Source organism: Sphingomonadaceae bacterium OTU29LAMAA1 (genome assembly GCA_024072375.1).
Classification (GTDB): Bacteria; Pseudomonadota; Alphaproteobacteria; order Sphingomonadales; family Sphingomonadaceae; genus Sphingomonas.
Map to the genome: position 1 here is coordinate 2024400 of CP099617.1, position 23146 is coordinate 2047545.

The 23146-nt window shown below is 67.2% G+C and carries 24 protein-coding genes; 15 read left to right on the forward strand and 9 right to left on the reverse strand.

What is annotated here, in order from left to right:
• Positions 1–71: 71 nt before the first annotated feature.
• Both NF699_09885 and panC read right to left on the reverse strand, forming a co-directional pair.
• On the reverse strand, positions 72–368 hold the full coding sequence (locus tag NF699_09885) for a hypothetical protein (GenBank protein USU06946.1): 297 nt from the start codon (positions 366–368) through the stop codon (positions 72–74).
• Between the two features lie 79 nt (positions 369–447).
• A complete protein-coding gene (panC, locus tag NF699_09890; GenBank protein ID USU06947.1) occupies positions 448–1293 on the reverse strand; it encodes a pantoate--beta-alanine ligase in 846 nt (281 codons plus the stop codon).
• An 87-nt stretch (positions 1294–1380) separates the two neighbouring features.
• Between panC and NF699_09895 the strand changes: the two genes are divergently transcribed.
• From NF699_09895 to NF699_09930, 8 genes are all read left to right on the forward strand, one after another.
• Positions 1381–2253: a division plane positioning ATPase MipZ gene (locus NF699_09895; protein ID USU06948.1), complete on the forward strand. Its 873-nt coding sequence runs from the start codon at positions 1381–1383 to the stop codon at positions 2251–2253.
• Positions 2253–2513 carry a J domain-containing protein gene (locus NF699_09900; GenBank protein ID USU07046.1) on the forward strand — a complete coding sequence of 87 codons (261 nt, stop codon included), beginning with the start codon at positions 2253–2255 and terminating at the stop codon, positions 2511–2513. Before NF699_09895 ends, NF699_09900 begins: the two co-directional genes overlap by 1 nt.
• A gap of 10 nt (positions 2514–2523) precedes the next feature.
• Complete coding sequence (locus NF699_09905; protein ID USU06949.1) at positions 2524–3891, forward strand: phosphomannomutase/phosphoglucomutase; 1368 nt, start codon at positions 2524–2526, stop codon at positions 3889–3891.
• A 31-nt stretch (positions 3892–3922) separates the two neighbouring features.
• Positions 3923–4390 (forward strand): PH domain-containing protein, encoded by a 468-nt coding sequence (locus NF699_09910; GenBank protein ID USU03408.1) that lies wholly within the window; start codon positions 3923–3925, stop codon positions 4388–4390.
• Between the two features lie 142 nt (positions 4391–4532).
• Complete coding sequence (locus NF699_09915; protein ID USU03409.1) at positions 4533–5291, forward strand: exonuclease domain-containing protein; 759 nt, start codon at positions 4533–4535, stop codon at positions 5289–5291.
• A gap of 54 nt (positions 5292–5345) precedes the next feature.
• Complete coding sequence (locus NF699_09920; protein ID USU03410.1) at positions 5346–6857, forward strand: CHASE3 domain-containing protein; 1512 nt, start codon at positions 5346–5348, stop codon at positions 6855–6857.
• Positions 6854–7300: a response regulator gene (locus tag NF699_09925; GenBank protein ID USU03411.1), complete on the forward strand. Its 447-nt coding sequence runs from the start codon at positions 6854–6856 to the stop codon at positions 7298–7300. Before NF699_09920 ends, NF699_09925 begins: the two co-directional genes overlap by 4 nt.
• A 53-nt stretch (positions 7301–7353) precedes the next feature.
• On the forward strand, positions 7354–8346 hold the full coding sequence (locus tag NF699_09930; GenBank protein USU07047.1) for a response regulator: 993 nt from the start codon (positions 7354–7356) through the stop codon (positions 8344–8346).
• Here the strand turns inward: NF699_09930 and NF699_09935 are convergent.
• Entirely contained in the window at positions 8343–8840 is a 498-nt protein-coding gene (locus NF699_09935; GenBank protein ID USU03412.1) for a DUF1440 domain-containing protein, read from the reverse strand. The two genes, NF699_09930 and NF699_09935, sit on opposite strands and share 4 nt — an antisense overlap.
• A gap of 134 nt (positions 8841–8974) precedes the next feature.
• On the opposite strand from NF699_09935, the gene NF699_09940 reads away from it, so the two are divergent.
• The 4 genes from NF699_09940 (at position 8975) to NF699_09955 (ending at position 13806) form a co-directional block, all read left to right on the forward strand.
• Positions 8975–9835, forward strand: coding sequence for an oxygenase MpaB family protein (locus NF699_09940; protein USU03413.1), 861 nt, complete (start codon positions 8975–8977; stop codon positions 9833–9835).
• A gap of 118 nt (positions 9836–9953) precedes the next feature.
• Positions 9954–11522, forward strand: coding sequence for a DUF4173 domain-containing protein (locus NF699_09945; protein ID USU03414.1), 1569 nt, complete (start codon positions 9954–9956; stop codon positions 11520–11522).
• Between the two features lie 11 nt (positions 11523–11533).
• Positions 11534–12247, forward strand: a complete 714-nt coding sequence (locus NF699_09950) for a response regulator transcription factor (protein USU03415.1) — start codon at positions 11534–11536, stop codon at positions 12245–12247.
• Complete coding sequence (locus NF699_09955) at positions 12232–13806, forward strand: HAMP domain-containing histidine kinase (protein USU03416.1); 1575 nt, start codon at positions 12232–12234, stop codon at positions 13804–13806. The genes NF699_09950 and NF699_09955 overlap by 16 nt, the downstream gene beginning before the upstream one ends.
• Positions 13807–13863: 57 nt before the next feature.
• Here the strand turns inward: NF699_09955 and NF699_09960 are convergent, their stop codons facing one another.
• The 3 genes from NF699_09960 to NF699_09970 form a co-directional block, all read right to left on the reverse strand.
• Positions 13864–15807: a CocE/NonD family hydrolase gene (locus NF699_09960; protein ID USU03417.1), complete on the reverse strand. Its 1944-nt coding sequence runs from the start codon at positions 15805–15807 to the stop codon at positions 13864–13866.
• Between the two features lie 116 nt (positions 15808–15923).
• The gene (locus NF699_09965; protein ID USU03418.1) at positions 15924–17204 is read right to left on the reverse strand and encodes an Hsp70 family protein; all 1281 of its coding nucleotides are present in this window, start codon (positions 17202–17204) and stop codon (positions 15924–15926) included.
• Between the two features lie 14 nt (positions 17205–17218).
• Positions 17219–17362 carry a hypothetical protein gene (locus NF699_09970; GenBank protein ID USU03419.1) on the reverse strand — a complete coding sequence of 48 codons (144 nt, stop codon included), beginning with the start codon at positions 17360–17362 and terminating at the stop codon, positions 17219–17221.
• Between NF699_09970 and NF699_09975 the strand changes: the two genes are divergently transcribed.
• The gene (locus NF699_09975) at positions 17361–18734 is read left to right on the forward strand and encodes an oligogalacturonate lyase family protein (protein ID USU03420.1); all 1374 of its coding nucleotides are present in this window, start codon (positions 17361–17363) and stop codon (positions 18732–18734) included. The genes NF699_09970 and NF699_09975 overlap by 2 nt on opposite strands.
• A 280-nt stretch (positions 18735–19014) precedes the next feature.
• Here the strand turns inward: NF699_09975 and NF699_09980 are convergent, their stop codons facing one another.
• From NF699_09980 to NF699_09990, 3 genes are read right to left on the reverse strand one after another with little or no spacing between them, the layout of a single operon-like run.
• Entirely contained in the window at positions 19015–20178 is a 1164-nt protein-coding gene (locus tag NF699_09980; GenBank protein USU03421.1) for a glutathionylspermidine synthase family protein, read from the reverse strand.
• A 7-nt stretch (positions 20179–20185) separates the two neighbouring features.
• Entirely contained in the window at positions 20186–20926 is a 741-nt protein-coding gene (locus tag NF699_09985; protein ID USU03422.1) for a PspA/IM30 family protein, read from the reverse strand.
• Between the two features lie 13 nt (positions 20927–20939).
• Positions 20940–21374, reverse strand: coding sequence for a YjfI family protein (locus NF699_09990; GenBank protein ID USU03423.1), 435 nt, complete (start codon positions 21372–21374; stop codon positions 20940–20942).
• A 142-nt stretch (positions 21375–21516) separates the two neighbouring features.
• Between NF699_09990 and NF699_09995 the strand changes: the two genes are divergently transcribed.
• Together NF699_09995 and NF699_10000 are read left to right on the forward strand one after the other, a co-directional pair.
• A complete protein-coding gene (locus NF699_09995) occupies positions 21517–22500 on the forward strand; it encodes a potassium channel family protein (GenBank protein USU03424.1) in 984 nt (327 codons plus the stop codon).
• Positions 22497–23138, forward strand: a complete 642-nt coding sequence (locus NF699_10000) for a YjfK family protein (GenBank protein ID USU03425.1) — start codon at positions 22497–22499, stop codon at positions 23136–23138. Before NF699_09995 ends, NF699_10000 begins: the two co-directional genes overlap by 4 nt.
• Positions 23139–23146 lie beyond the last annotated feature (8 nt).

Here is a 23146-nt window from a genome sequence, read left to right on the forward strand (position 1 = left end):
GACGGTAGCGTCACCCCTCCATGGATCCCGGCTTTCGACGGGATGACGGAGATAGTGAGCGACCGCCGAAATTACGCAGCGCGGCGTTGCGTCATGCCGAGCCAGGCGCGGGCCTGGCGTTGGGCTTCGGCGATTTCACGGGCGGTCATGTCTTCGGCGACTTCGGCGCGAGCATCGACGGCTTCGGCCAGACCCGCAACCGCGGCCAGATTGAACCATTTATGCGCTTCGATCAGATCGATACCCGCCCCCGCGGTCCCGGTCTGATAGCAGACACCCAGATCGAACAATGCATCGGGTCGGCCCCGCATCGCATCCTCGATCCGACTGTCTAAAAGAAACTGCGCACTCTTGAAACTCTGGCCCATCGGTAACCCCCTATTTTCATGAGGGCACCTTGCGGTGATTCGTACTACGAAATGGTTAACGTAAATAAAACCAGATCGATCAACAATTTGCCTCGATAGCCACATTGTCGATCAGCCGTGTCGTACCCATTCGCGCCGCCGCCAGCAGCCTGCGGGGACGATTCGGCGCCGGATTTGCCGCCAGCGTTTCGGCATCAGCGAGTGCAATATAATCGACCTCGAACCCCGCTGCGACCAGCATCGCCCTCGCCTCCGCCAGCGCCGCATCGTTGTCGTCGCCGCGTCCGATCGCCCGCGCCGCCACGCCGAGCGCACGCGGCAACGCCACGGCCTTCGCTCGCTGTTCGTCATCGAGGTAGATGTTGCGCGATGACAGGGCGAGACCGTCGTCGTCGCGCTGCGTCGGGACGCCGACGATCTCGATCGGCATGTCGAGGTCGGCGACGAAGCGACGAACCACGGCGAGCTGCTGGTAATCCTTCTCGCCAAAATAGGCGATGTCGGCACCGGTCTGGTTGAACAGCTTGGTAACGACTGTTGCGACGCCGTCGAAATGCCCCGGCCGCGCCGCGCCGTCGAAGCCTTCACTGACACCGCCGACGCTGATGTTGGTCGCGAAGTCCGCCGGATACATGGCCTCGACCGACGGCAGCCACAGCAGGTCGCAGCCGTGCTCGGCAAGCAGCCGCGCGTCCGCCGCCTCGCGCCGGGGATAGCGCGACAGATCCTCGTTCGGGCCGAATTGCTTCGGGTTGACGAAGATCGATGCGATCACCTTCGTTCCCGGTCGGCGCGCCGCCTCGACCAGTGCCATGTGGCCGGCGTGCAGCGCGCCCATCGTCGGGACCAGCGCGATATCCGCGCCCTCCGCGCGGAACGCAGCCACGGCATCGCGCAGGGCCTTCAACTCTCGAACCTGCTGCACCGTTTAACCCCTCGAACATTGAGCGCGCGGCTTCTATGAAGAGGGAAGACAGCGGGCAACCCGCCACCATTCGATAAGGAACGAACCGTGCCCGAAGGGCCACACGTCCCCCGGTCCGCAGGACCTCATGTGATCGTCTTCGCCAACGAAAAGGGCGGCACCGGCAAATCGACGACGGCGGTTCACGTCGCGATCGCGCTCGCCGCCAAGGGATCGAAGGTCGCGTGCTTCGACCTGGATCATCGCCAGCGCACCGTCGGGCGTTATCTCGACAATCGCGCCGCCACCATCAAGCGGACCGGCAGCAACCTGCCGATGCCCGTCCACGACACGCATGACGGCGCGACCGAGAGCGTGTTCGAGGAGAAATGGGCGCGGTTGAGCGATGGCGCGGACTTCCTGATCGTCGACACCCCCGGCCGCGACGATTATTTCGCGCGCACTGCGGCGGCGCTGTCGAACACGCTGGTGACGCCGATGAACGACAGCTTCGTCGATTTCGACCTGATCGGACAGGTCGATCCGGAAACGTTCAACGTCACCCGACCCAGCTTCTATTCGGAACTGATCTGGGACGCGCGCAAGCAGCGCGCACGCGCCGACGGGACGCAGATCGACTGGGTCGTGCTACGCAATCGCCTGCAACATATCGAGGCGCGCAACATGCGCCGCGTATCGGATGCGCTGGGGCAATTGGCCAAGCGCGTCGGATTCCGTATCATTCCGGGACTCGGCGAGCGCGTGATCTATCGCGAACTGTTCCCCGCCGGGCTGACGATGATCGACGCGAAGGAATTTGGCGCGATGGGCCTCGGCCATGTCGCCTCGCGGCAGGAATTGCGCGAGATGATGAGTGCGTTGCAGCTGCCCGAACCCGCTGCCCCCGAATCGGCGGCACCCGGATCCGCTGCTCCTGCGCCCACCGCCCCTGAATCCGTCTCGCCCGAAGTCGCCGCATGATGAAATGGCTGCTCGCCATCGGACTGATCTGGCTCGCCTGGCGTTATCTGCGACCTAAGCCGAAGCGCGTGACGCTGACCGATCGCCAGCAGGCGCGACAGGTGCTCGGCGTCGGCGCGTCGGCGGACGAGGGCGAGATTCGTGCCGCGCATCGCCGCTTGCTGGCCGATGTTCACCCCGACCGGGGCGGATCGGCAGAGCGCAGCACCGAGATCAATGCGGCACGCGACCTGCTGATCGGCGCACTGCGTCAGGGATGACGGCGCGTTGATGGCGCACGTGCTGGCCCCCGCAATCCTGCGGGAATACGACATCCGCGGTACGGTCGGGCGCAACCTGGGCGTCGCCGACGCCGTCGCCATCGGCCGCAGCTTCGCCACCCGCGTGCGGCAGGCCGGCGGCACTCGCGTTGCGGTGGGACGCGACGGGCGGTTGTCGTCGCCCGAACTGGAGGCGGCGTTGGTCGAGGGATTGACCGCCGGCGGCGTCGACGTGGTGCGGATCGGCGTCGGACCGACGCCGATGCTCTATTATGCGGAGGCGACGCTGGAGGTGGACGCCGGCGTGCACGTCACCGGCAGCCACAATCCACGCGACGACAATGGCTTCAAGATGGTGCTCGGCCATCGCTCCTTTTACGGTGCCGATGTCGTCGATCTCGCCCGCATCGCCGCCGCGGGCGCGTGGAGCGAGGGCACGGGCACGGCTGTCGATCTCGAGGTGTGCGAGGCCTATGTCGGACGCCTGATGGCGGGCTATGCCGGTGGCAGCTACCGCATCGGCTGGGACTGCGGCAACGGCGCTGCCGGCCCTGCGGTGGAGCGGCTGGTGGCGCAACTGCCGGGGGAGCATCACTTGCTGTACCCTGATGTCGACGGTCGTTTTCCCAACCACCATCCCGACCCGACCGTGGAAGCGAACCTCGGCGACCTGAAGTCGCTGGTTCGCGAGCGGGGGCTCGATTTCGGCATCGCCTTCGACGGCGACGGCGATCGCATCGGTGCTGTCGATGGCGAGGGACGCGTGCTGTGGGGCGACCAGCTGCTCGGCATCCTGATCGAGCCGGTCCTCGCCGAGTTGCGCGGCGCAACTGTCGTCGCCGACGTCAAATCGTCGCGCTACGTGTTCGACCGGATCGAAGCACTCGGCGGCAAGGCGGTGATGGGCGCGACCGGCCACAGCCTGATGAAGGAAGCGATGCTGGCGCACCATGCCCCGATCGCGGGCGAACTGAGCGGCCACATCTTCTTTGCACACGGCTGGTACGGGTTCGACGATGCGTTGTACGCCGCGATCCAGCTGATCCGTGCGGTGCACCTGTCGGGCCAGTCGCTCACCGAACTGCGATCGGCCATGCCGCCGCTGGTCAACACGCCCGATCTGCGCTTTCCGGTCGATCCGGTGCGCAAGTTCGCGGTAATAGACGAGGTCCGCGCACGGCTGGAGGCGCGCGGCGTAACGGTCGTCGGGATCGACGGCGTCCGCGTCACCACGCCCGAGGGCTGGTGGCTGCTGCGCGCGTCGAACACGCAGGACGTGCTGACCGCGCGTGCGGAGGCGGAAAACCAGGCGGGGCTTGATGTCCTGCTCGCGCAGATCGACGCCGAACTCGCGGCATCCGGCGTCGCACGTGATTGACAGGCATCATACACCCGATAGGATTTCGCCCATGTCGGGGACCTATGTCGCAGAACGTCCGGTGGACAGCTTTCGCTCGAGCACCAATCGCTGGCTGCTCGGCAGCTTCGCCGGCTGGCTGACGATCCTGTCCTGCGTCATCGGGATCGGGCTGGTGATCATCGCCTGGCGCTGGTTGCAGAACATGGCATCGGCATATGAGATCACGGACCAGCGGCTGATCGTGCGCCGCGGGCTGATCATGAAGTCGATCGACGAGATCGAGCTGTACCGGGTGAAGGACGTGCGGGTCCGCTTCTCGCTGATCAACCAGCTTGCCGATATCGGTACGATCACCATCACCTCGTCCGATCGCACCACCGGCAATCAGGAGTTCGTTCTCCGTGACGTCCCCGCCGCGCGCGAACGGCGCGAAGGCATCCGCAAGCTGGTCGACCGCGCGCGCCAGCGTCGCGGCGTGCGCGAGCTGGATGTGGATGCCGAGGATGGCTTCCGCTAAGTCTAGCGTGCTTTCCGCACGGGCGGGCGCGAGCTTAAGGGCAAATGTAAGACCGATCATCATGCCTTCTCCGCGACGGGAGCAACGAAGACGCCGCATGCACCGCTGGCATAATCCGCGCCTATGCCCCATTTAGAGGGCAATGCGCCCCGTCCCCCAGATCATCCGCGTCATCGACCTCGAAACCACCGGCAGCGCGCCGCCCGCGCATGGCGTATGCGAGATCGGCTGGCAGGATGTCGCGCTGAAGGCCGACGGGCGCTGGGAGCTGGAGGGCGAAGGCGGATCGATCCTGGTCAATCCGGGACGCGCGATCCCGCCGATCACGCAGGCGATCCACCATATCCTCGACGAGGATGTCACAGAGGCGCCGTGGTGGCACGATGTCGCCCGCCGTGTGCTCGATCCCTATCCCCGGCGCGTCGCGCTCGCGGCCCATCGCGCGGATTTCGAACAGCAATTCTGCACGTCCAACCTGACCCACGGTGCCGAGTGGATCTGCACGTGGAAATGCGCGCTGCGGCTGTGGCCGGACTCCCCCAGCTTCTCCAATCAGGTGCTGCGCTACTGGCGGAAGCCGGACGGGCTGGACCAGCAGCGCGGCCTGCCCGTCCACCGCGCCTTTCCCGACGCCTATGTCACCGCGCACCATCTGCGTGACCAGTTGAACGAGGCTGGCGTCGCACAGCTGCTCGACTGGTCGCGCACGCCCGGCCTGATCCCGCGGGTCCGCTACGGCCCGCACCGCGGCAAGGCGTGGAACGAGCTGGACCACGACAGCCTGATGGCCTTCCTGACCGACCGCGATCCCGATATTCGCTTCACCGCCAATGCCGAGGCAGACCGGCGCAGCGGCGGCGGCGCGGTCGGCCGCAGCAATCCGCAGGAATTGTTGCTCTAACGGATTGCGGCAGCGTCGCTGGCGTAACGATTTGCATTCCAGTAAGGCGAGGCGGTGCCCGGTCCTATCCGCAACCCCTTCGTCGTATCGGAAGGCCGCTTCGGCCGCGTGCTCGTCGCGTTCATGGCGCTGGGCTTCCTCGCACTGGTCGCCGCGGGGGTGGCCGCGGGCTGGGCGACGGGGCAGAACGAAGAGCATACCCGCTCGGTCAACCACACCTATGAGGTCGAACTGGCGGTCAGCAATGCCCGTCGCCTGATCGAGCAGGGCGAGGCGTCGCGGCGCGGCTATCTGCTCACCGGCAACACCGAATATCGCGACGCCTACCGCCGCTGGGCGGCCTCGCTGCCGGGCGCCCTGGTCCGGCTGCAAGCGCTGACGCGCGACAATCCCCGACAGGTCGATGCGGTCAAGGTGCTGCGGGCGGAAATCGCCGCCCTGCTTTATCAACGCGCCCGGACCATCGCGTTGATCGACGCCGGTCGGATCGGCGCTGCGACCACGCTGTTTCGCACCGAAGCCAGCGTCCGGCGGCTGGCCACGATTCGCACCGCGTTCGAGCGGATGGCCGCGGAGGAGCGTCGCCTGCTCGCCCGGCGCGATGCCGCGCAGCAGGCGAGCGTCCGCGTCTTCTATGCGATCCTCGCCGTCGCCGCGGTATTGCTGGTACTGGTCGCGCTCGCCTCGTTGTTGACGGTGATGCGCTACACCCGCGACCTGTCGCGCTCACGCGACAACCTGCGCGATTTCAACGAGCGGCTGGAAGAGACCGTGGGAGAGCGCACCGCCGACCTCAGCCGCGCCAACGAAGAAATCCAGCGCTTCGCCTATATCGTCAGTCACGACCTGCGTTCGCCGCTGGTCAATGTGATGGGTTTCACCGCCGAGCTCTCCGCCGCGATCACGCCGCTCGCCGATCTGCTCGACAAGGCGGAGGCGGAATGCCCGCAGATCGTCAGCGAGGACGCACGCCTCGCGGTGCGCGAGGATCTGCCGGAGGCGATCGGCTTCATCCGCACCTCGACGCAGAAGATGGACCGGCTGATCAACGCCATCCTCAAGCTGTCGCGCGAGGGCCGGCGTGTCATCGCCCCCGAACCGATCGACCCGGCGATGCTGACCGAGACGATCGCGGGATCGATCCAGCACCTGCTCGACGATCGCGGCGTGACGCTGTCGGTCGCGCGGCCGGTGCCGGGTGTCGTCACCGATCGCGTCGCGCTGGAACAGATCTTGTCGAACCTGATCGAAAACGCGACCAAATACCTCCAGCCCGGCCGCCCCGGCGAAATTCGGGTTTCGGGTGAAGAGCGACGCGGGCGCGTGATCCTGTCGGTCACCGACAATGGCCGGGGCATCGATCCGCGCGATCACCAGCGCATCTTCGACCTGTTCCGCCGGTCGGGGCAACAGGACCAGCCCGGCGAAGGCATCGGACTGGCGCACGTCCGGGCGCTCGCCTATCGTCTCGGTGGCACGATCGACGTCGACAGCGAGCTTGGCCGCGGTTCGACGTTCCGCATCAACCTACCCAAGATCTACGAAGTGCAGGAAGCTACGCCATGAACGCCCATCAATCCGTCGGCATCGTCATGATCGAGGACGACGAAGGCCATGCGCGCCTGATCGAAAAGAACATTCGTCGTGCGGGCATCCTCAACGACATCAAGCATTTCACCGACGGCACGCAGGCGCTGCACCATCTGTTCGATGCGCCCGACGGCCCTGCCAAGAACGGGCCGGCGCTGGTGCTGCTCGATCTCAACCTGCCCGACATGAGTGGCACCGACATCCTGCAAAGGATCAAGGCGGAGAACAGCCCGCTGAAGCGGACGCCCGTCGTCGTGCTGACCACCACCGACGACAAGATCGAAATTCAGCGCTGCTACGATCTCGGCTGCAACGTCTACATCACCAAGCCGGTGAATTACGAAAGCTTCGCGCAGGCGATCCGCCAGCTGGGCCTGTTCCTGTCGGTGATCCAGGTCCCCGAGGTCGAGGAACACTGATCCTGTCCGACGTCCCCTCCCCCAGCGTCCTCTATATCGACGACGACGCCGGTATCCGGCGGCTGGCGGCGCGCGCGCTCGCCCGGCGCGGCTATCGCGTGACGATGGCCGAGGGTGGCGCAGAAGGCGTGGTGCTGGCGGCGTCGCAGGAGTTCGATCTGGTCGCGGTCGACCATTACATGCCGGGCATGGACGGGCTCGAGACGCTGGAACGGCTTGGCGCACTGCCGGCCCCGCCGCCGGTGGTCTATGTCACCGGATCGGACGAGGGCCGTATCGCCGTCGCCGCATTGAAGGCCGGGGCGGCGGATTACGTCGTGAAGACGGTGGGAGAGGATTTCTTCGACCTGCTCGCCGCGAGCTTCCGTCAGGTGCTCGACCGCAGCCGGCTCGCGCGGGAAAAGACGCGCGCCGAGGAAGATCTTCGTGCCAGCAATGCCCGGCTTGAGGCGCTGCTCGGCGAGGTGAACCACCGCGTCGCCAATTCGCTGCAGCTGGTTTCCGCCATGGTACGGTTACAGGCCAGCGCGCTGATTGATCCGACCGCCCGCGCGGCGCTGGACGATACGCAGCGGCGCATCGGTGCGATCGCGCAGGTCCACCGTCGTCTCTATTCCGCGAACGACGTCGAGAGCGTCGACATGCGCGACTATCTCGGCTCTCTCATCGAGGAGCTGACGGAAACCTTGTCGTGCGATAGCGCACCGCATGCCATGCGCCTCGTTGCCGAGCCGATCCGCCTGCCGACCGACAAGGCGGTATCGCTTGGCGTGATCGTCACCGAACTGGTCACCAACGCCTGCAAATACGCCTATCCCACCGGCGCCGGTGGCGAGATCCGGGTGATGTTGCGGCGTGAGGGCGACGACGTCTTCCTGCTCGCGGTAGAAGACGACGGCTGCGGCATGCCGGCCGAAGCGGCTCCGAAGGGCACCGGGCTCGGCACCAAGCTGATCCGTGCGATGGCGCAAAGCCTGCAGGCCGTCGTGGAGTACGAACCCCGCGATCCCGGCGTCCGGGCAACCTTGCGGGCGTCGCTGAGCTAGTCACGGCGTCCGTCCGCTGGCTCCTGAACAGCGATCATCCCGCGACGCGTCCGCTCCAGCACCAGTCCGAACACCGCGTGGCTCGCCAGCCCGTACGCATGCGTGGATGCAGGTGTATCGGTCGGCGCCGGTCCCCAGCCCAATGCCGGCACCGCCGCGTCGTCGAGCAGCGTCGCGACACCGATGCCATAGGCCAGACCGAAGCCAGCCGTCGTCTCCGGCCAGCGCCGCGCCGCCAGCGCATAGCCGGCGCCCAGCGCCGCGCCGGTGACGTAATGCACCACCCCGCCCGCGGTTTCGCGATGCTTCTGCGTGACGGGATCGCCGGTGACCAGCCGCTTGGCACTGTCCGCCGCCTTCACCGTGGCGGGATCGTCGTTGCTGCCGCTTTGCCCGAAGGCGGACGCCGCCAGGCGCTGGAAGACATCCATCGCGGCGCTGGCGACAAGGCCACCGACGATACCGGAAGCGAGGGTTCTGGTGAGTGATGGCACTGGCATTCTCCCGATCGTGATCCGGGTAACGCACCGATGTGGCGAGGGGTTCTTATGAAGGGCGGACACCGCGATCGGCGACGCTGATGCTGTCCCGTCATTGGTTTGCCAGCAGGCCGCACTAGATTGGTAAGATGGGCGATATTCGCGAGACGATACAGGGGCAGGTTCATCGACTGGTCGGGTTTGGTGACGGTGCGGTCGACCTGACCCGCCCACCGGGCGACGACGGATTGTTCGGCCCCGGTTCGGCAGCCTGGGTCGTCCACGGCGACTTTACCGCGATGATGGCGGGTGGCGTCGCGGCGCTGTTGCTCCAGATGCTCCATCCGGGCGCGCTCGCGGGTGTGTGGGACCATTCGAATTTCCGGCGCGATATGCTCGGACGGCTGCGGCGGACGGCGCAGTTCATTTCGGGCACCACATATGGCGCCACCGCGACGGCGGAGGCCCTGATCGCGAAGGTGCGCACCATCCACGACCGGGTCGCGGGCACGCTGCCCGACGGTACGCCCTACAGCGCCAACGATCCCGACCTGCTGACCTGGGTTCATGTCGCCGAGGTCGGGAGTTTCCTCGCCGCGCATCGCCGTTACCGCGATCCGGCATTCCCGGATGCGGAACAGGATCGCTATCTGGCCGAATATGCGATCGTGGCGGAAAAGCTGGGCGCGACCGGCGTACCGCGAACCCGCAACCAGATCGATGCCTATATGGCGAGGATACGCCCGCAGCTTCGTGCCGACCATCGCACCCGCGAAGTCGCTCGCGCCTTGCTGCAACAGCAGCCCGCCAGTCTGGCGATGGCGCCGGCGCAGAAGCTGCTGATGGAGGGCGGTATCGATCTGCTGCCCGACTGGGCCGCCCGGATGCACGGATTGGAACGCCCGCTCGTCGGCAGGCCCGCCGTTCGCGCCGGCATGGCCGGGATCGGGTCCGTCCTCCGCTGGGCACTGCGCGACGGGTCAGCCAGACGCGCGACGGAGCAGGCGTAGCCGTAACGGCCGCCTGCACGGAAACTGCACCGAAGAACGATCGCTTGCGCGCGGGCACCGCCATCGCCGCTCGATCCCCGTCCGTGATCTTGCACGCTGATCATGGAGGATTGGCGCGATGGATAGTATTCGGGGCAAACGGCCGGTCGCCCTTTGGGTAAAGCTTGCCGCAGCGGGGATCGTGGTCGCGATCGCCCAGACGATCGTCCATCAGGATAGCGAGATCGGCGGTGTGCTCGGCCTGCTGGCGCTGGCTCTGCTGGCGGCGCTGGTCGTCGCCCGACCGGTCGTCCGGCGGCATGGACCGTCCCGGATCGCGCTGGCGGCGGCCGCCTTTTACGCGCTGGTGCTGATCGACGATCCCAATCCGTTGGCACTGCTCCTGTTCATGACCGCCGTGTCGCTGGCGACATTGCTGCCGCAACGGCGGTTCGGCCATGCGCTGCTGTGGCTGCCGCGCCTGGCATGGCATGCGCTCACCGCGGTACCGCGACCGTGGCGCGATCTCGCCTGGTCCGGTGCAGCGCGGACCCGGCGCGGTGGCGCCGGCGGCATACGGATGGCGGCGACGATGCTGGTCGTGCCGGTACTGGGTGGCGCAGTCTTCCTGACCCTGTTCGCCAACGCCAATCCGGTTATCGGCACCGCTTTCGCCCATGTCGCACTGCCCGATCTCGGCACCGTCGTCTGGCGGACCCTGTTCGCAGCGGTCGTGCTGATCGCGACATGGGCGACGTTGCGGCCGCGATTGCCGGTGACGGTGATCGGCGACCGGATGGGGGGCGGACGCGGGCGTGCCGACATCGGCATCGCGTCGCTGATCCTGTCGCTTGCGACGTTCAACGCAATCTTCGCCGTGCAGAATGTGCTCGACATCGCCTTCCTGTGGAGCGGTGCGGCACTGCCCGCCGGTGTGACGCTGGCCGAATACGCGCATCGCGGCGCCTATGCGCTGATCGTCACCGCACTTCTCGCCGCGCTGTTCGTACTTGTCGCGCTGCGGCCCGGCGGCGCGGGAGTCGCCAGTCGCCCGGTACGCGTGCTGGTGGCCGCATGGATCGGTCAGAACCTGTTGCTCGTCGCATCCAGCGCATTGCGGCTGTTCGACTATATCGACGCCTATTCGATAACGACGCTGCGACTGGCCTCGTTGTTGTGGATGGCGCTGGTCGCGACCGGGCTGGTGCTGATCCTGTGGCGGCTGCTGCGCGCGCGCTCCGCCGCATGGCTGATCAACGCCAACGCACTGGCCGGAGCCCTGGTGCTGAGCGGCGCCAGCGCAATCGATCTGGGTGCGACCGCCGCCGCATGGAACGCCCGGGTTGCCATCGAACGCGGACGCGCCGGGCCGCGGCTCGACCTGTGCTATCTCGGCCAGCTGGGTTCGTCCGGGCTGACCGCACTCGCCACGCTGGAACGCCACGCCCGAAGCGCATCGTTACGCGACCGGATCGCCTATCTGCGCGGGAACACGCAAGGGGACATGCGCACGATCCAGACCGACTGGCGCAGCTGGACCGGCCGCAACGCCCGCCGGCTTGCATCGGTCGCAGGGCAGCAAGCCGTCGCCAGACGCATCCCGGGCTGGCGCGATTGCGACGGCGTCATCCATCCGGCACCCGCACGATCGGCAGCCGCCGCCCCACCTGCGCCCACTGCCCGGTTGACGAAGGGCGCGGAACGATGATCCTGTGCCCGATGCCCCGCACCGTCCTTGTCGTCGACGACGATCCTCACATCCGCCAGCTGCTGGTGTTCGCCTTGCAGAAGGCCGGCCTCGACACGATCGAGGCTGCGGATGGCGAGGCGGGGCTGGAACTTGCCGGCGTGCACGGACCCAACCTCGTCATCCTCGACATCAACATGCCGCGGATGGACGGGCTGGAGGTGTGCCGCCGCCTGCGTGCCGCCGGCGCACCGGGCGGCGGCGACGTGCCGATCCTGTTCCTGTCGAGCCGCGACGACGAGATCGACCGTGTCCTCGGCATCGAGTTGGGTGCCGATGACTATGTCGTGAAGCCGTTCTCGCCGCGCGAGGTCGTGGCACGGGTAATGGCGATCCTGCGACGCACGTCCGCGCGCCCGCCCGCGATCGAGGACGGCCGCGATCTGGAACATGGCCGGCTGCGACTCGATCTGGACGGATGGCGCGCGTTGTGGGGCGATGCCGAAGTCACGCTGACGGTCACCGAATTTTCGATCCTGCGCCTGCTCGCGTCGATGCCGGCAAAGGTGTTCAGTCGCGATGCGATCATCGATCGGCTGCACGGTCCGGGCTTCGCCATCACCGACCGGACGATCGACAGCCATATCCGCAACTTGCGGCACAAGTTCGCCGCGATCGGCTGCGCCGATCTGATCGATACCCGCCCGGGCATCGGCTACCGGCTAGGCACGTGCACCGGCGGGTGATCGAGAGTCTGAAATCGCGGGCGAAACGCCATTGGCCGCGGCTGCGGTTGCGTACGATCCTGTTCGCCACGCTGTTTCTGGTAGCGGCGCTGCCGGGATTCGGCGCAGTCTTCCTGAGGGTGTATGAAAACACACTGGTCCGCCAGACCGAGGCGGAACTGGTCGCGCAGGGCGCGGCGCTGTCGGCCGCCGCTGCGGCGGACTGGCCCGGCGCACGCGGCGGTGCGCTGTATCCGCAGCGGATCGTCCCGCCCGGCGATGGCGTCGACCTGAGCGTGACGCCGATCCTGCCGGAACGCCCCGCACCCAAGCCGGCTAAGGACATCGCGGCGGATGCCGCAGGGGCAGCACCGGGCATCGCGCCAGTCATGCGCGCGACGCAGATGACGACGCTGGCCAGCATCCTGCTGCTTGATCGCACAGGACAGATCGTAGCCGGAAACGGCTGGCGCGGCAGCTACGCGGCGCTGCCCGAGGTCGCGGCGGCCCTGCGCGGCGCGCCGACGACGGTGCTGCGGCGCAACCGCGCCTATCGTGCCGTCTACAGCTTCGAATGGCTGTCGCGCGCCGCCGCGATCCGGGTGCATCACGCTCGCCCGATCGTCGTAAACGGCCGCGTCGTCGGCGTGCTGCTGCTGTCACGATCGGCGCGAGCGCTGTTTCGCGGATTGTACGAGGACCGCGGCAAGATCCTGTTCGGCATCGCCGCCATCTTCGCGTTGCTGGTGCTGCTCAGCGGTGTGATCTCGCGCGGGGTGACGCTGCCGATCGAGCGGCTGGGCCTTGCGACGCGGGCGGTGGCCAGCGGGCGTGGCAGCGTGCCCGATGTACCGGCGACCGCGGCGATCGAGATACAGGGACTGTACGCCGATTTCGCCATCATGACCGCAGCGATCGAGCGACGGTCACGCTACCTGCGCGACTTCGCCTATGCGGTCAGCCACGAATTCAAGACTCCGCTCGCCGGGATCCGTGGCGCGATCGAGCTGATGCAGGATCATCCGGACATGGCGGCCGCAGATCGCGACCGCTTCCTTGCCAATGCCGATGCCGATGCCGATCGGCTGGCGCTGCTCGTCACGCGCCTGCTGGAACTGGCGCGGGCCGACATGGCGGCGCCGGCGGACGACGCGGTCGATCCGGTGCCGGTGATCGCCCGGACCGCCGACGCCTATCGCACCGATACGTTGGCGATCGACATCGTCTGGGACGCACCACCGCCGTGCGTCGCGCTGCCGGCCGGGACGATCGAGAATGCGCTGGCGACGCTGTTCGACAATGCGCGGCAGGCGGGCGCGCCGACGGTACGGGTCGAGGGGCGTGTGGGGGAGCGGGTCGATCTGTACGTCACCGACGACGGACCGGGAATCGCGCCGGGCGACCGGCCGCGGCTGTTCGAGCCGTTCTTCACGACACGTCGGGCAGAAGGTGGCACCGGGCTCGGTCTGGCCATCGCGCGCTCGCTGCTGGAGGCCGGCGGCGGGACGGTCGATGTTGCCGACGGAGCGACCACGCGCTTCGTCGTGACGCTTCCGATCGCTCCGTCATCGCGCACATAGCGAAGCAACCCGGACGCCGACACGCGCTGGATTGCTTCGCGCCGCTCCCCGCGGCGTTTACTTCGCCGCGACCTGCGACTGATCGACCGGCACCACCGGCAGCAGCACTGCGCTCGACATCGCACCGCCGCGCTTCAGCGTCACGGTCGCCTTCCTGTAGTCCGCCGGCTTGGCGAAGAAGATGTTCTGCACGTACGTCTGCGGATTGCGATCGTAGAGCGGGAACAGGCTCGACTGCACCTGCACCATCACGCGATGACCGGGCTTGAAGACGTGGTTCACCGTAGGCAGGCGGAATTTGTAGTGCTGGACCTTGTTCGCGGGGATTGCGCTGGGTTGTGCGAAGCTGTCGCGGTAGCGACCGCGGAAGATGTCGAGACTGATCGGCAGCTGGTAACCGCCCATCTTGGGATCGCTGGCGTTTTCCGCGGGATAGACGTCGATCACCTTGACCACGAAATCACCGTCCGTCCCGGTCGTCGCCGCATAGAGGTCGGCGATCGGCGCACCCGAAACGCGCATCGCCTCGGTCAGCACCGGCGTCGTGTAGGTCATTACGTCGGGCCGGCCATCGGCGTGGCGCTGGTCGCTGACCAGCCAGTCGCCCCAGCGGCCATCGCCGAAGTTCACCGGGCGCGGCAGGTGCGGCACTGGCTTGGCGGGATCGGAGACGTAGCTGTCGCCGCCGGCGCCGCCCTTGGCGAAGCCCAGGCCGCCGTCCGCTTGCAGATACAGCGGCTTCAGCGGCGCAGCGCAGCCGCTTTCACAGGCGAGCGGCCAGTTCGCCAACCTGTCCCAATGGTTCTCGCCAGTGTTGTAGATCGCGGCCTGCGGCAGGTTCGCCGCGGGTCCGTCCTTCAGATACTGGTCGAATAGCGGCAGCACCATCTTCTCGCGGAATTGCGCGGCGGTATCGCCGTCCCACTGGAACGGACCGAGGCTGCGGCCGTCGCGGTTGACCTGGCTGTGCCGCCACGGCCCCATCACCAGGAAATTGTTGCCCGTCTTGCCCTTGGCCTTCAGCGCTTCCCATGCGGTGATCGCGCCGTACATGTCCTCCTGATCCCAGAGCCCCTGTTCCCAGATCGTCGGCACGTTCGACGGGTTCGCCGCGAGCAGTTTGTCGAGCGCCTGCCCGGACCAGAATCCGTCATAGGCGGCATGCTGCGACATACGCTTCCAATATGGCAGCTGATCGTACCCCGACTTCTTCGCCCAGTCGCCCGCCGAGCCGATGTCGCGGAAATTGTCGTAATCGTCCCAGCCGCCGGTCGGGGGAACGGTGCCCCCGCCCTTGTAGCCGGTCTGCCCGCCGAGCCAGGCGATGTTGGCGAGGCGGAAGGCGCCGTAATGGAACCAGTCGTCGCCCATCCAGCCGTCGATCATCGGCGATTCCGGCGCGGCGACCTTCAGCGCCGGGTGCGGGTTGAGCAGCGCCATCACGACGGTGAAGCCTTCGTAGCTCGACCCGATCATGCCGACGCGGCCATTCGACTGCGGCAGGTTCGCCTTGTTCACCAGCCAGTCGATCGTGTCGTAGGCGTCGGTGACGTGATCGACCCCAATCTGATTCCGGGGGGTCGGGTTGAGCGGGCCGATCACCGGGCGGGTGACGACATACTCCCCCTCCGATCCGTATTTGCCGCGTACGTCCTGATAGACGCGGATGTAGCCGCCCTTCACGAACATCTCGTCGGCCAGCGGCAGTGTGTTCAGCATCGAACTGCTGGTGCTACGGCTGGCGCGCCCCTTGGCGTTGTACGGCGTGCGCGTGAGGACGATCGGCGCGTTGGTCGCGGTCTTCGGAATGACGATTACCGTGTACAGCTTCGTCCCGTCGCGCATCGGGATCATCACTTCGCGCTTGATGTAATCGTTGGCGGCGTCGACGAGCGTGAACTTCGCCGGGATGTCGCCGCCCGCCGGCGCGGTCTGCTGCTGCGCATGCACCCCGACCGAGAGCAGGGCGAGAAGGGGCAGCAACAGGACGGAACGGCGCATGACGATCTCCGGCAGAAAGGATGACCTATGCTAGCGGGGATAGGCCGCGGGGCAAGGCCCCGGACGTCGGGATTGCCGCATTCTTCCTCCCCCGCAAGGGGGAGAACCGGGGGTTGTCAGCTTGCCCAGCTCGCGACGTCCTCCTCCAGCCCGATCAGCGCCAGCCCGTGCGCGATCGAGGTGAGTTCGCCGCCGGTGGCGATCCGGTCTGCGCCGAAGCGATCGTCGAACAGGCGGCGGAGGCGCGGCGTCAGCGAGGTGCCGCCGGTCAGGAACACGCGGTCGATGCCGCCCGCATCGATGCCGGACGCGGCCAGCGCCTGATCGACCGCAGCATCGATGCGCGCGATATCGGGCGCGATCCATTCCTCGAACTGCGCCCGCGTGACCTCCGCCTCGATCGACAGCCCCGCGCCTTCGAAGCGGAACAGCGCCGCCGGCTCGGCGGTCAGGGCGCGCTTCAGCCGGCCGACGGCATCGTACAGCTGATAGCCGAGCTCCTGTTCGATCACCGCGATCATGCGGCCGATCGCGGCCGGATCCGATGCGGCACGGCGCAGCTTGTCGAGCTCGGCAAGCGTGCGCCGGTTGCGCATCAACGCCAGCCGCGACCAGTCCGCGAAATCGGCGAAATAGCCGCCGGGTATCTCGAGTATCTTGTCGAACGAACGATAGGACCCGCCCTTGCCGAGCAGCGGCATCACCAGCCGGTCGACGATGCGTTGGTCGAACCGGTCGCCGGCGATGCCGACACCGGCATGTCCCAGCGGCACGCACCGTCGCGTCGCACCCGGCACGTCGACCTTCACCACCGAAAAGTCGCTGGTGCCGCCGCCGAAATCGGCGACGAGGATCGTCGCCGGCTCGCTCAGCCGCGCGGCATAGCTGAATGCGGCGCCGACGGGTTCATAGACGTAATGCACCTCGGTCCCCAGCGACGCGAATACCGCGTCGTAGCGCGTCCGGGCCAGCGCTTCGTCGGGGCGGCTTCCGGCGAAGGTGACCGGACGTCCGACGACGACGCGGCCCGCGCTGCCGTCGAGCGCACCTCTGGCGCGCGCCGCCATCTTCGCGACGAACAGTCGCCCCAGATCCTCGAACCGCATCCGCCGCTCGAACACCGTCGCATGTTCGAAGCTGGCGCTGGCGGCGACCGACTTGAACGACTGGATGAAGCGGCTGCCCTGCGGATAGTCGAGATATTCGCGGATCGCCCATGGCCCGGCCTCCGATTCGATCCGCGCATCGTCTTCCCAGAAGCACAGTGCCGATCGGAAGACGGGATCGTCGCCAGCGGGGCCGTCAAGCGTCACGAGGTCCGCGGCGCCATCCCGTGCCACCGCCGCGACCGAGTTGGTGGTGCCGAAGTCGAGGCCGAGAGAAAGATCAGCAGACATAATGATTTATGGACCTAGCTTTCAGGATATGGAATATAGCGACGATCGGTCGAAAAGAGCCGGACGAACACGGCGATGGTTTCCGCCGCGCCAATAAGATGAGAGGGTTCGAACGTGAAGCGCAGGATGTGGACAGCCACCGTCATCACCGTGGCCATGACGTTCGGACCGGCAAGCGCCGCACCACCCCAGCAGCCGCTGCCCGTCCTGATGGCCAAGCCCGGCACGCAGCCGACACCGCCGAAGGAGTGGATCGACCAGACCACCGGGCACCGCGTCGTCCGCATCTCCGACGAACCCGGCAGCAGCAGCAACTATTTCAACGTCAACAGCTACACGCCCGACGGCCGCTGGATGGCGTACAGCTCGCCGAGCGGCATCATGGCGCTGGATCTCAAGACTTTCCGGTCGAAGCTGATCGTGCCGGGACGCGTCAGCCTCCAGTTCGTCGGTCAGCGAACCGGCACGGTCTATTACCTCACCGCGCTGGAACAGACGCAGGGTCACGACGCGAATTCGGCGCACACGCCGGGGGCGAAGGTCCGGCCCGCCGTCATGCCGCGTGGTCCGCGAACGATCATGGGCTATGACATCGCCACCGGCAAAAGCCGCCGGATCGCGGCGTTGGAGGCGGGCTATTCTATCGCGACGATCAACGCGGACGAGACGCTGTTCGCCGGCGCGCGCAACACTGGGAACGGCCCCGGCGCCGGGGTAAATCCCGGCAGCGTCATGGCCAACCGCGATCCCGCGAGCGAGGTCGGGCCGAACGGCGAGAAACTGACCTATGCCGAAGGGCGCGAGGGCCAGATCAACCGACGCCTGATGCAGCGGCTTCCGATGGAGATCTTCACGATCAACATCGCGACGGGTGCGAAGAAGACGATCACCGCGTCGACCGACTGGCTGAACCACCTGCAATTCTCGCCCACCGATCCCAATGTGCTGCTCTATTGCCACGAGGGCAATTGGCACGTCGTCGACCGGCTGTGGCTGGTCCGTGTCGATCGCCCGGATACGCCGAGGCTGCTCCACACCCGCACGATGAACATGGAGATCGCGGGCCACGAATGGTGGAGCAAGGACGGCAGGACCGTCTGGTACGATCTGCAGACGCCGCGCGGCGAGGACTTCTGGGTTGCGGGTTATGACGTCGCCACCGCCAAGCGCCGTTGGTATCACCTCGATCGCAACGCCTGGGGCGTGCATTTCAATAGCTCGCCGGACGAAAAGCTGTTCGCCAGCGATGGTGGCGATCCCGAGATGGCGGCACATGCACCCGACGGCAAATACATCTACCTGCTCCGCCCGCGTGCGATCCCGGACGTCGCCGGCATCCACGCCGCGAACAGCGCCGACCTGATCACGCCGGGTGCGCTCGATCCCGAAAAGCTCGTCGATCTGCGCAACCACGACTACCGGTCGGAACCGAACGCCAGCTTCACGCCCGACGGCAAGTGGCTGGTATTCCGGTCGAACATGTGGGGTGCGGGCCACGTCTATGCGGTGGAGACGGCGAAGGCGCGGTAGGGACCCCGGTCCAAGGATGACGGTGAACGGGCTGGTCGACGTTCAGGGATTGGTCGTTCTCTTCTACTGCATCACCCCGGACGTGTTCCGGGGTTCACGGTGCCGCGAAGGAGTGACCAGAGGCTCCGGCTCTTCCCGTGGCCGCACGGTGGACCCCGTGGCACGTCCAGAGTGACGATGTCCTTGGGCAGTCCCGGCTCTGCATGCCTGAACGTCGAGCGGACCTGTGTCCGCGCCGGGACGACAGTATCGGGGGCGGGCGGCCGCAGCCTCCCCCCAATCACACGATCGCGTGCGGCACATACCTCGCGAGGTCGCGGGTGATCGGGCCGTCGTCTTCGCGGATCGACAGCGCCACGGCCTCATCGCCGACGATCCACGATCCCACCACGGCATGCTGGCCGTCGAACACCGGCAGCGGGCTGAGCGCCTGGACGATCCAGCCCTCCTCGCCATAGCCACCCTCCGGACCGCTGACCGATTCCGGGCCGTCGGTGATCGCGATATCGGCGCCCTCACGCGAGAACAGCGGCTTGCGGACGTGGCGGGCGCCGATCGCGGCGACGGCGGCGGCATCGTCGGCGAAGGCGGCGGGGAGCAGATTAGGATGCCCCTCGTGCCGCTGCCATAGCAACGGCAGGATGCCCTTGTTCGACAGGATCGCCTTCCACGCCGGTTCCAGGAACAGCGTCTTCGCGCCCGCGAGGTGCTTCGCATAAGGCTCGCGGAGCATGTCCTCCCACGGGTAGAGCTTGAACAGCGCCGCGATCAGCACGTCGTCCTCGTCGACCAATTGTCCTTCGGCGTCCGCGCCGATCCCCTCGATCCCGACGAAGCTGGGCTCCAGCCCGGCCTGCCGCGCGGCATCCTCCAGGTAGCGGACGGTCTGCCGGTCCTCGACGAAATCTGGGACGCTGGCGAAATGGAGTAGGCTGCCCGGCGTGAACAGCGCGCCGAAGCGGGCGACCAAGGCATCGTGCAGCCGGTTGTACTGGTCGGCCTCGGCGGGCAGCGTGCCGTCGGCGATGCGATCCTCCAGCCACTGCCATTGAAACAGCGCGGTTTCGTAGATGCTGGTCGGCGTGTCGGCGTTATATTCCAGCAGCTTGGCCGGACCGCTGCCGTCGAAGCTGAAATCGAACCGGCCGTAGAGCGACGGCGCGCGCGCCCGCCACGACGCCGCCACCACGTCGCGCATTGCATCGGGGATCGCCAGCCGGTGCATCAGCGCATCGCTGCCGACGACTTCCGCGACCAGATCGAGGCACATCGCGTGCAGCTCGCCGCTCGGCGCCTCGATCCCCTGCTCCACCTCGTCGAGGGTGAAGCGGTAATAGGCGCGCTCGTCCCAATAGCGCGCGCCATCCATGTGGTGGAAGGTGAAGCCCATCGCCGCAGCGGTGTCTTCCCAGCCCGGCCGCTCGCCGGTGACGACGCGCTCCACCGTCCGGTCAGTCGCGGTTGGTCGACGGGTCGCGATTGCCGTCGCCGAGGCGCAGCGGCTCGGCTTTCGGCGCGGACAGGCGCGCGAGGATGTCGTCGGCGCTCGATGCACCCGGCAGCAGACCCGCCGCCTGCAACTTGGCGTCGAGGTCGGCGCCGGTGCGGCTGTCCTCCAGCTCGGCGGCGGCGCGGAACTTCTCGCCCTGTATAGCCTGCCGCTCCTTCATCCGTTGCAGGCTCTCCGCCGCCGAACCGAGCTGCGACAGCGTGCCGCCATAGTTGCTCGCGACCGCGGCCTGCGCCTTTTGCACGCTCTCGTTGGCGCGGACGACATCCACCTCGCGGCGCAGCGCCTCGATCTTGGTGTCGCCCGACTGGATGATGCCGCGCATGCGGTCTTCGGCGGCGCGCATCTCGGCGACCTGCGGCAGCTTGGCGGAGCCGTCCTGCTCGATCGTCGACAACCGCTCGGCAACCTGGCGCGCGAGGTCCATGTCGCCGCGGGCGATCGCGGCGCGGGCCGACGCCTCGTATTTGTCGCGCTGGCTGGCGAGCGCCTCGACCTCCTTTTCCACCATCCGCCGGCGTGCGGTCAGCGTCGCGAGGTCGTCGCGCGCCTTCGCCTGCGCCGAGGCGGCGTCGCGCATCTGCTGGTCGAGGATCGTCAGCGCCTTGGCATCGACGACCGACTGGCCTGCCTCATGCGCGGTGCCGCGGACCAAAGTGACGAGTTGCTTCCACATCGACATGACTTCCTATTCCTCAGGCGGCGAATTCGGTACGCAGATCGGAGGCCGCGGACAGAGCGTTTTCGGCGAGCACGCGCAGTTCGAGCACGATCAGCCGCAGGTTCGATTCGATCGAGAGTTCGCCGATCAGCTCGTAATAGTCGCGCCCGTCGACTTCGGTAATGGCGAAGTTGGACAGCGGCACCAGCTTCTGCGCCTTCAGCAGGAACCGGTTGAAGGCATCGGCATCGGGCTGTTCGTCGACCGGCCACAGCAAGGTCGACACGACGATCTGTTCGCCGGCGCAGCTCACGAAGATGCCGAGGTCGCCGTGCTCGTGCATCGTCACCCGCAGCACCGGCTCCGCGGTCTCGATCCGCTCGACGCTCAGGCTGTCGCAATAGGCCGGATCGGACAGCGCCGTCGCGAGGCTTCCGGTGGTCCAGGCGCGTGGTGCAGGCTCGCTCACGGTCACTCTTCTCCCCTCGTCGCGCCGGTCCGGCGCGGGTTGACACTCCAAGCATAAGGCCGCAGCCTCTGGCAAGCGAGGGGCGATGCGCGAAGGGACGAAACGATCGACCGGAAGGCCGAATTTTGGCCCGAGCTTCGGGGTGTACCTACGCCGGCTGTACCTCGCCGCGAGCGAGCTGCATCCGGGCGTGCTCGCGGCGCTGCTCGCCTGCCACATGGCGCTGAGCTGGCTATTGCTCGCCTGGGCGGGCGAAGCGGACCTGCTGACGCCGTCGGCGTTCCTCTATTGGTACGGCACGACGGCCTCGACGGTCGGCTATGGCGACCTCAGCTCCAAAAGCGGCGCGGGGCGGCTGATCGTCGCCTTCTTCGTCATGCCCGGCGCGATCGCGCTGTTCACCACCGCGATTGCGCGCGGCTTCGCCGGCCTGTCGGACCGCTGGCGGCGGCGGCGCATGGGCCTGGGGGATTATAGGCGAATGAGCGGGCATATCGTCCTGGTCGGCTACGATGCCGAGCGGACGCCGCGGATGATCGACGAGATCGTCGCGGACGGGCAAGGGCAGGAGATCGTGCTGCTCGCGACGCAGCCGCTGGTCGCCACCGGGACGACGTATCGCTTCGTCCACGCCGCACAATTGACCGCGCCCGCCGACCTCACCCGTGCCGGTGTGCCGGATGCCGGGCGGGTCGTCGTCTATGGGCCGAGCGACAGCGACACGCTGGCGGCGACGCTGGCGGTGACCGCGCTCAACCGCGACGGGCATATCGTCTGCTTCCTGCGCGACCGCGACACCGCGCGGCTGCTCGCGGCGCATTGCCCGCAGGTCGAGGTAGTGATGACGCCGATGGTCGAGCTGGTCATCAAGGCGCTGAGCGATCCCGGATCGAGCCGCCTGATCGCGCAGCTCGCCAGCCACACCGACGACGGCGGCACCTTGTATGCGACGACCGCGGCGGTGCCGGAAAGCTTCGATGCCGCCGCGGTTCGATTGCGCAGGGCCGGAGCGGTGCTGGTCGCGAGTTGCGGCGCGGGGGTGGATTGCCCTATCTTTGACCCCGATGCGACGATCGCGGTGGGCGATCGCCTGTTCTATATCGCCAGGACCCGGATAGCGGCATGATCTTCAATCGGTTGTTCGGCGGTGGCGGCGGCGAGGCGCCGGCCGCAAAGGTCGCGGTGGTGCGCAACATCACGATCGGGCGGATGGTGCGGCTGGATGCGCTCGCGTGGCGGCGGCTGACCGGCAGCAACTTCGCGCTGGACCGCGACACGCTGGAGATCACCGCGCAGGGCGTGATCACGCTCGACGACGGCAGCCACGTCCACCGCTTCTACACCGATGACGAATTGATGTTGCAGGCGGTCAGCCAGTCGGCGGACGGATCGGACGCGGACGATTTCACCCTCTTCAAGCCATGGTCGTCGACCTATCCCGCCGATCGCAACGACGCCGCCGCCTTCCGCGAGCGGATGCGCGAGCCGGCATGGACCGAAGCCGGCCTGCCGCCGTTCCAGCGCTTCTGGTACGAAGGCGACGATCGCCCGCAGCCGCCGGTCGAATTGTGGGAGGCGGTCTATTATGATCGCGACGGCGCGCCTGTGCGGCAGATCCGCCAGGCCTGCATGCTGTACGCGCGCGAGGTGCCGCCGGAGGGGCAGGAGCTGCTGCTCGCCATCGCGATGCAGCCGGAGGGCGGCGACCTGACGCATGAGATCATGATCGGCCTGCCCCTGTTGCCGGCCGAATTCAGCGCGTAAGCATGTAG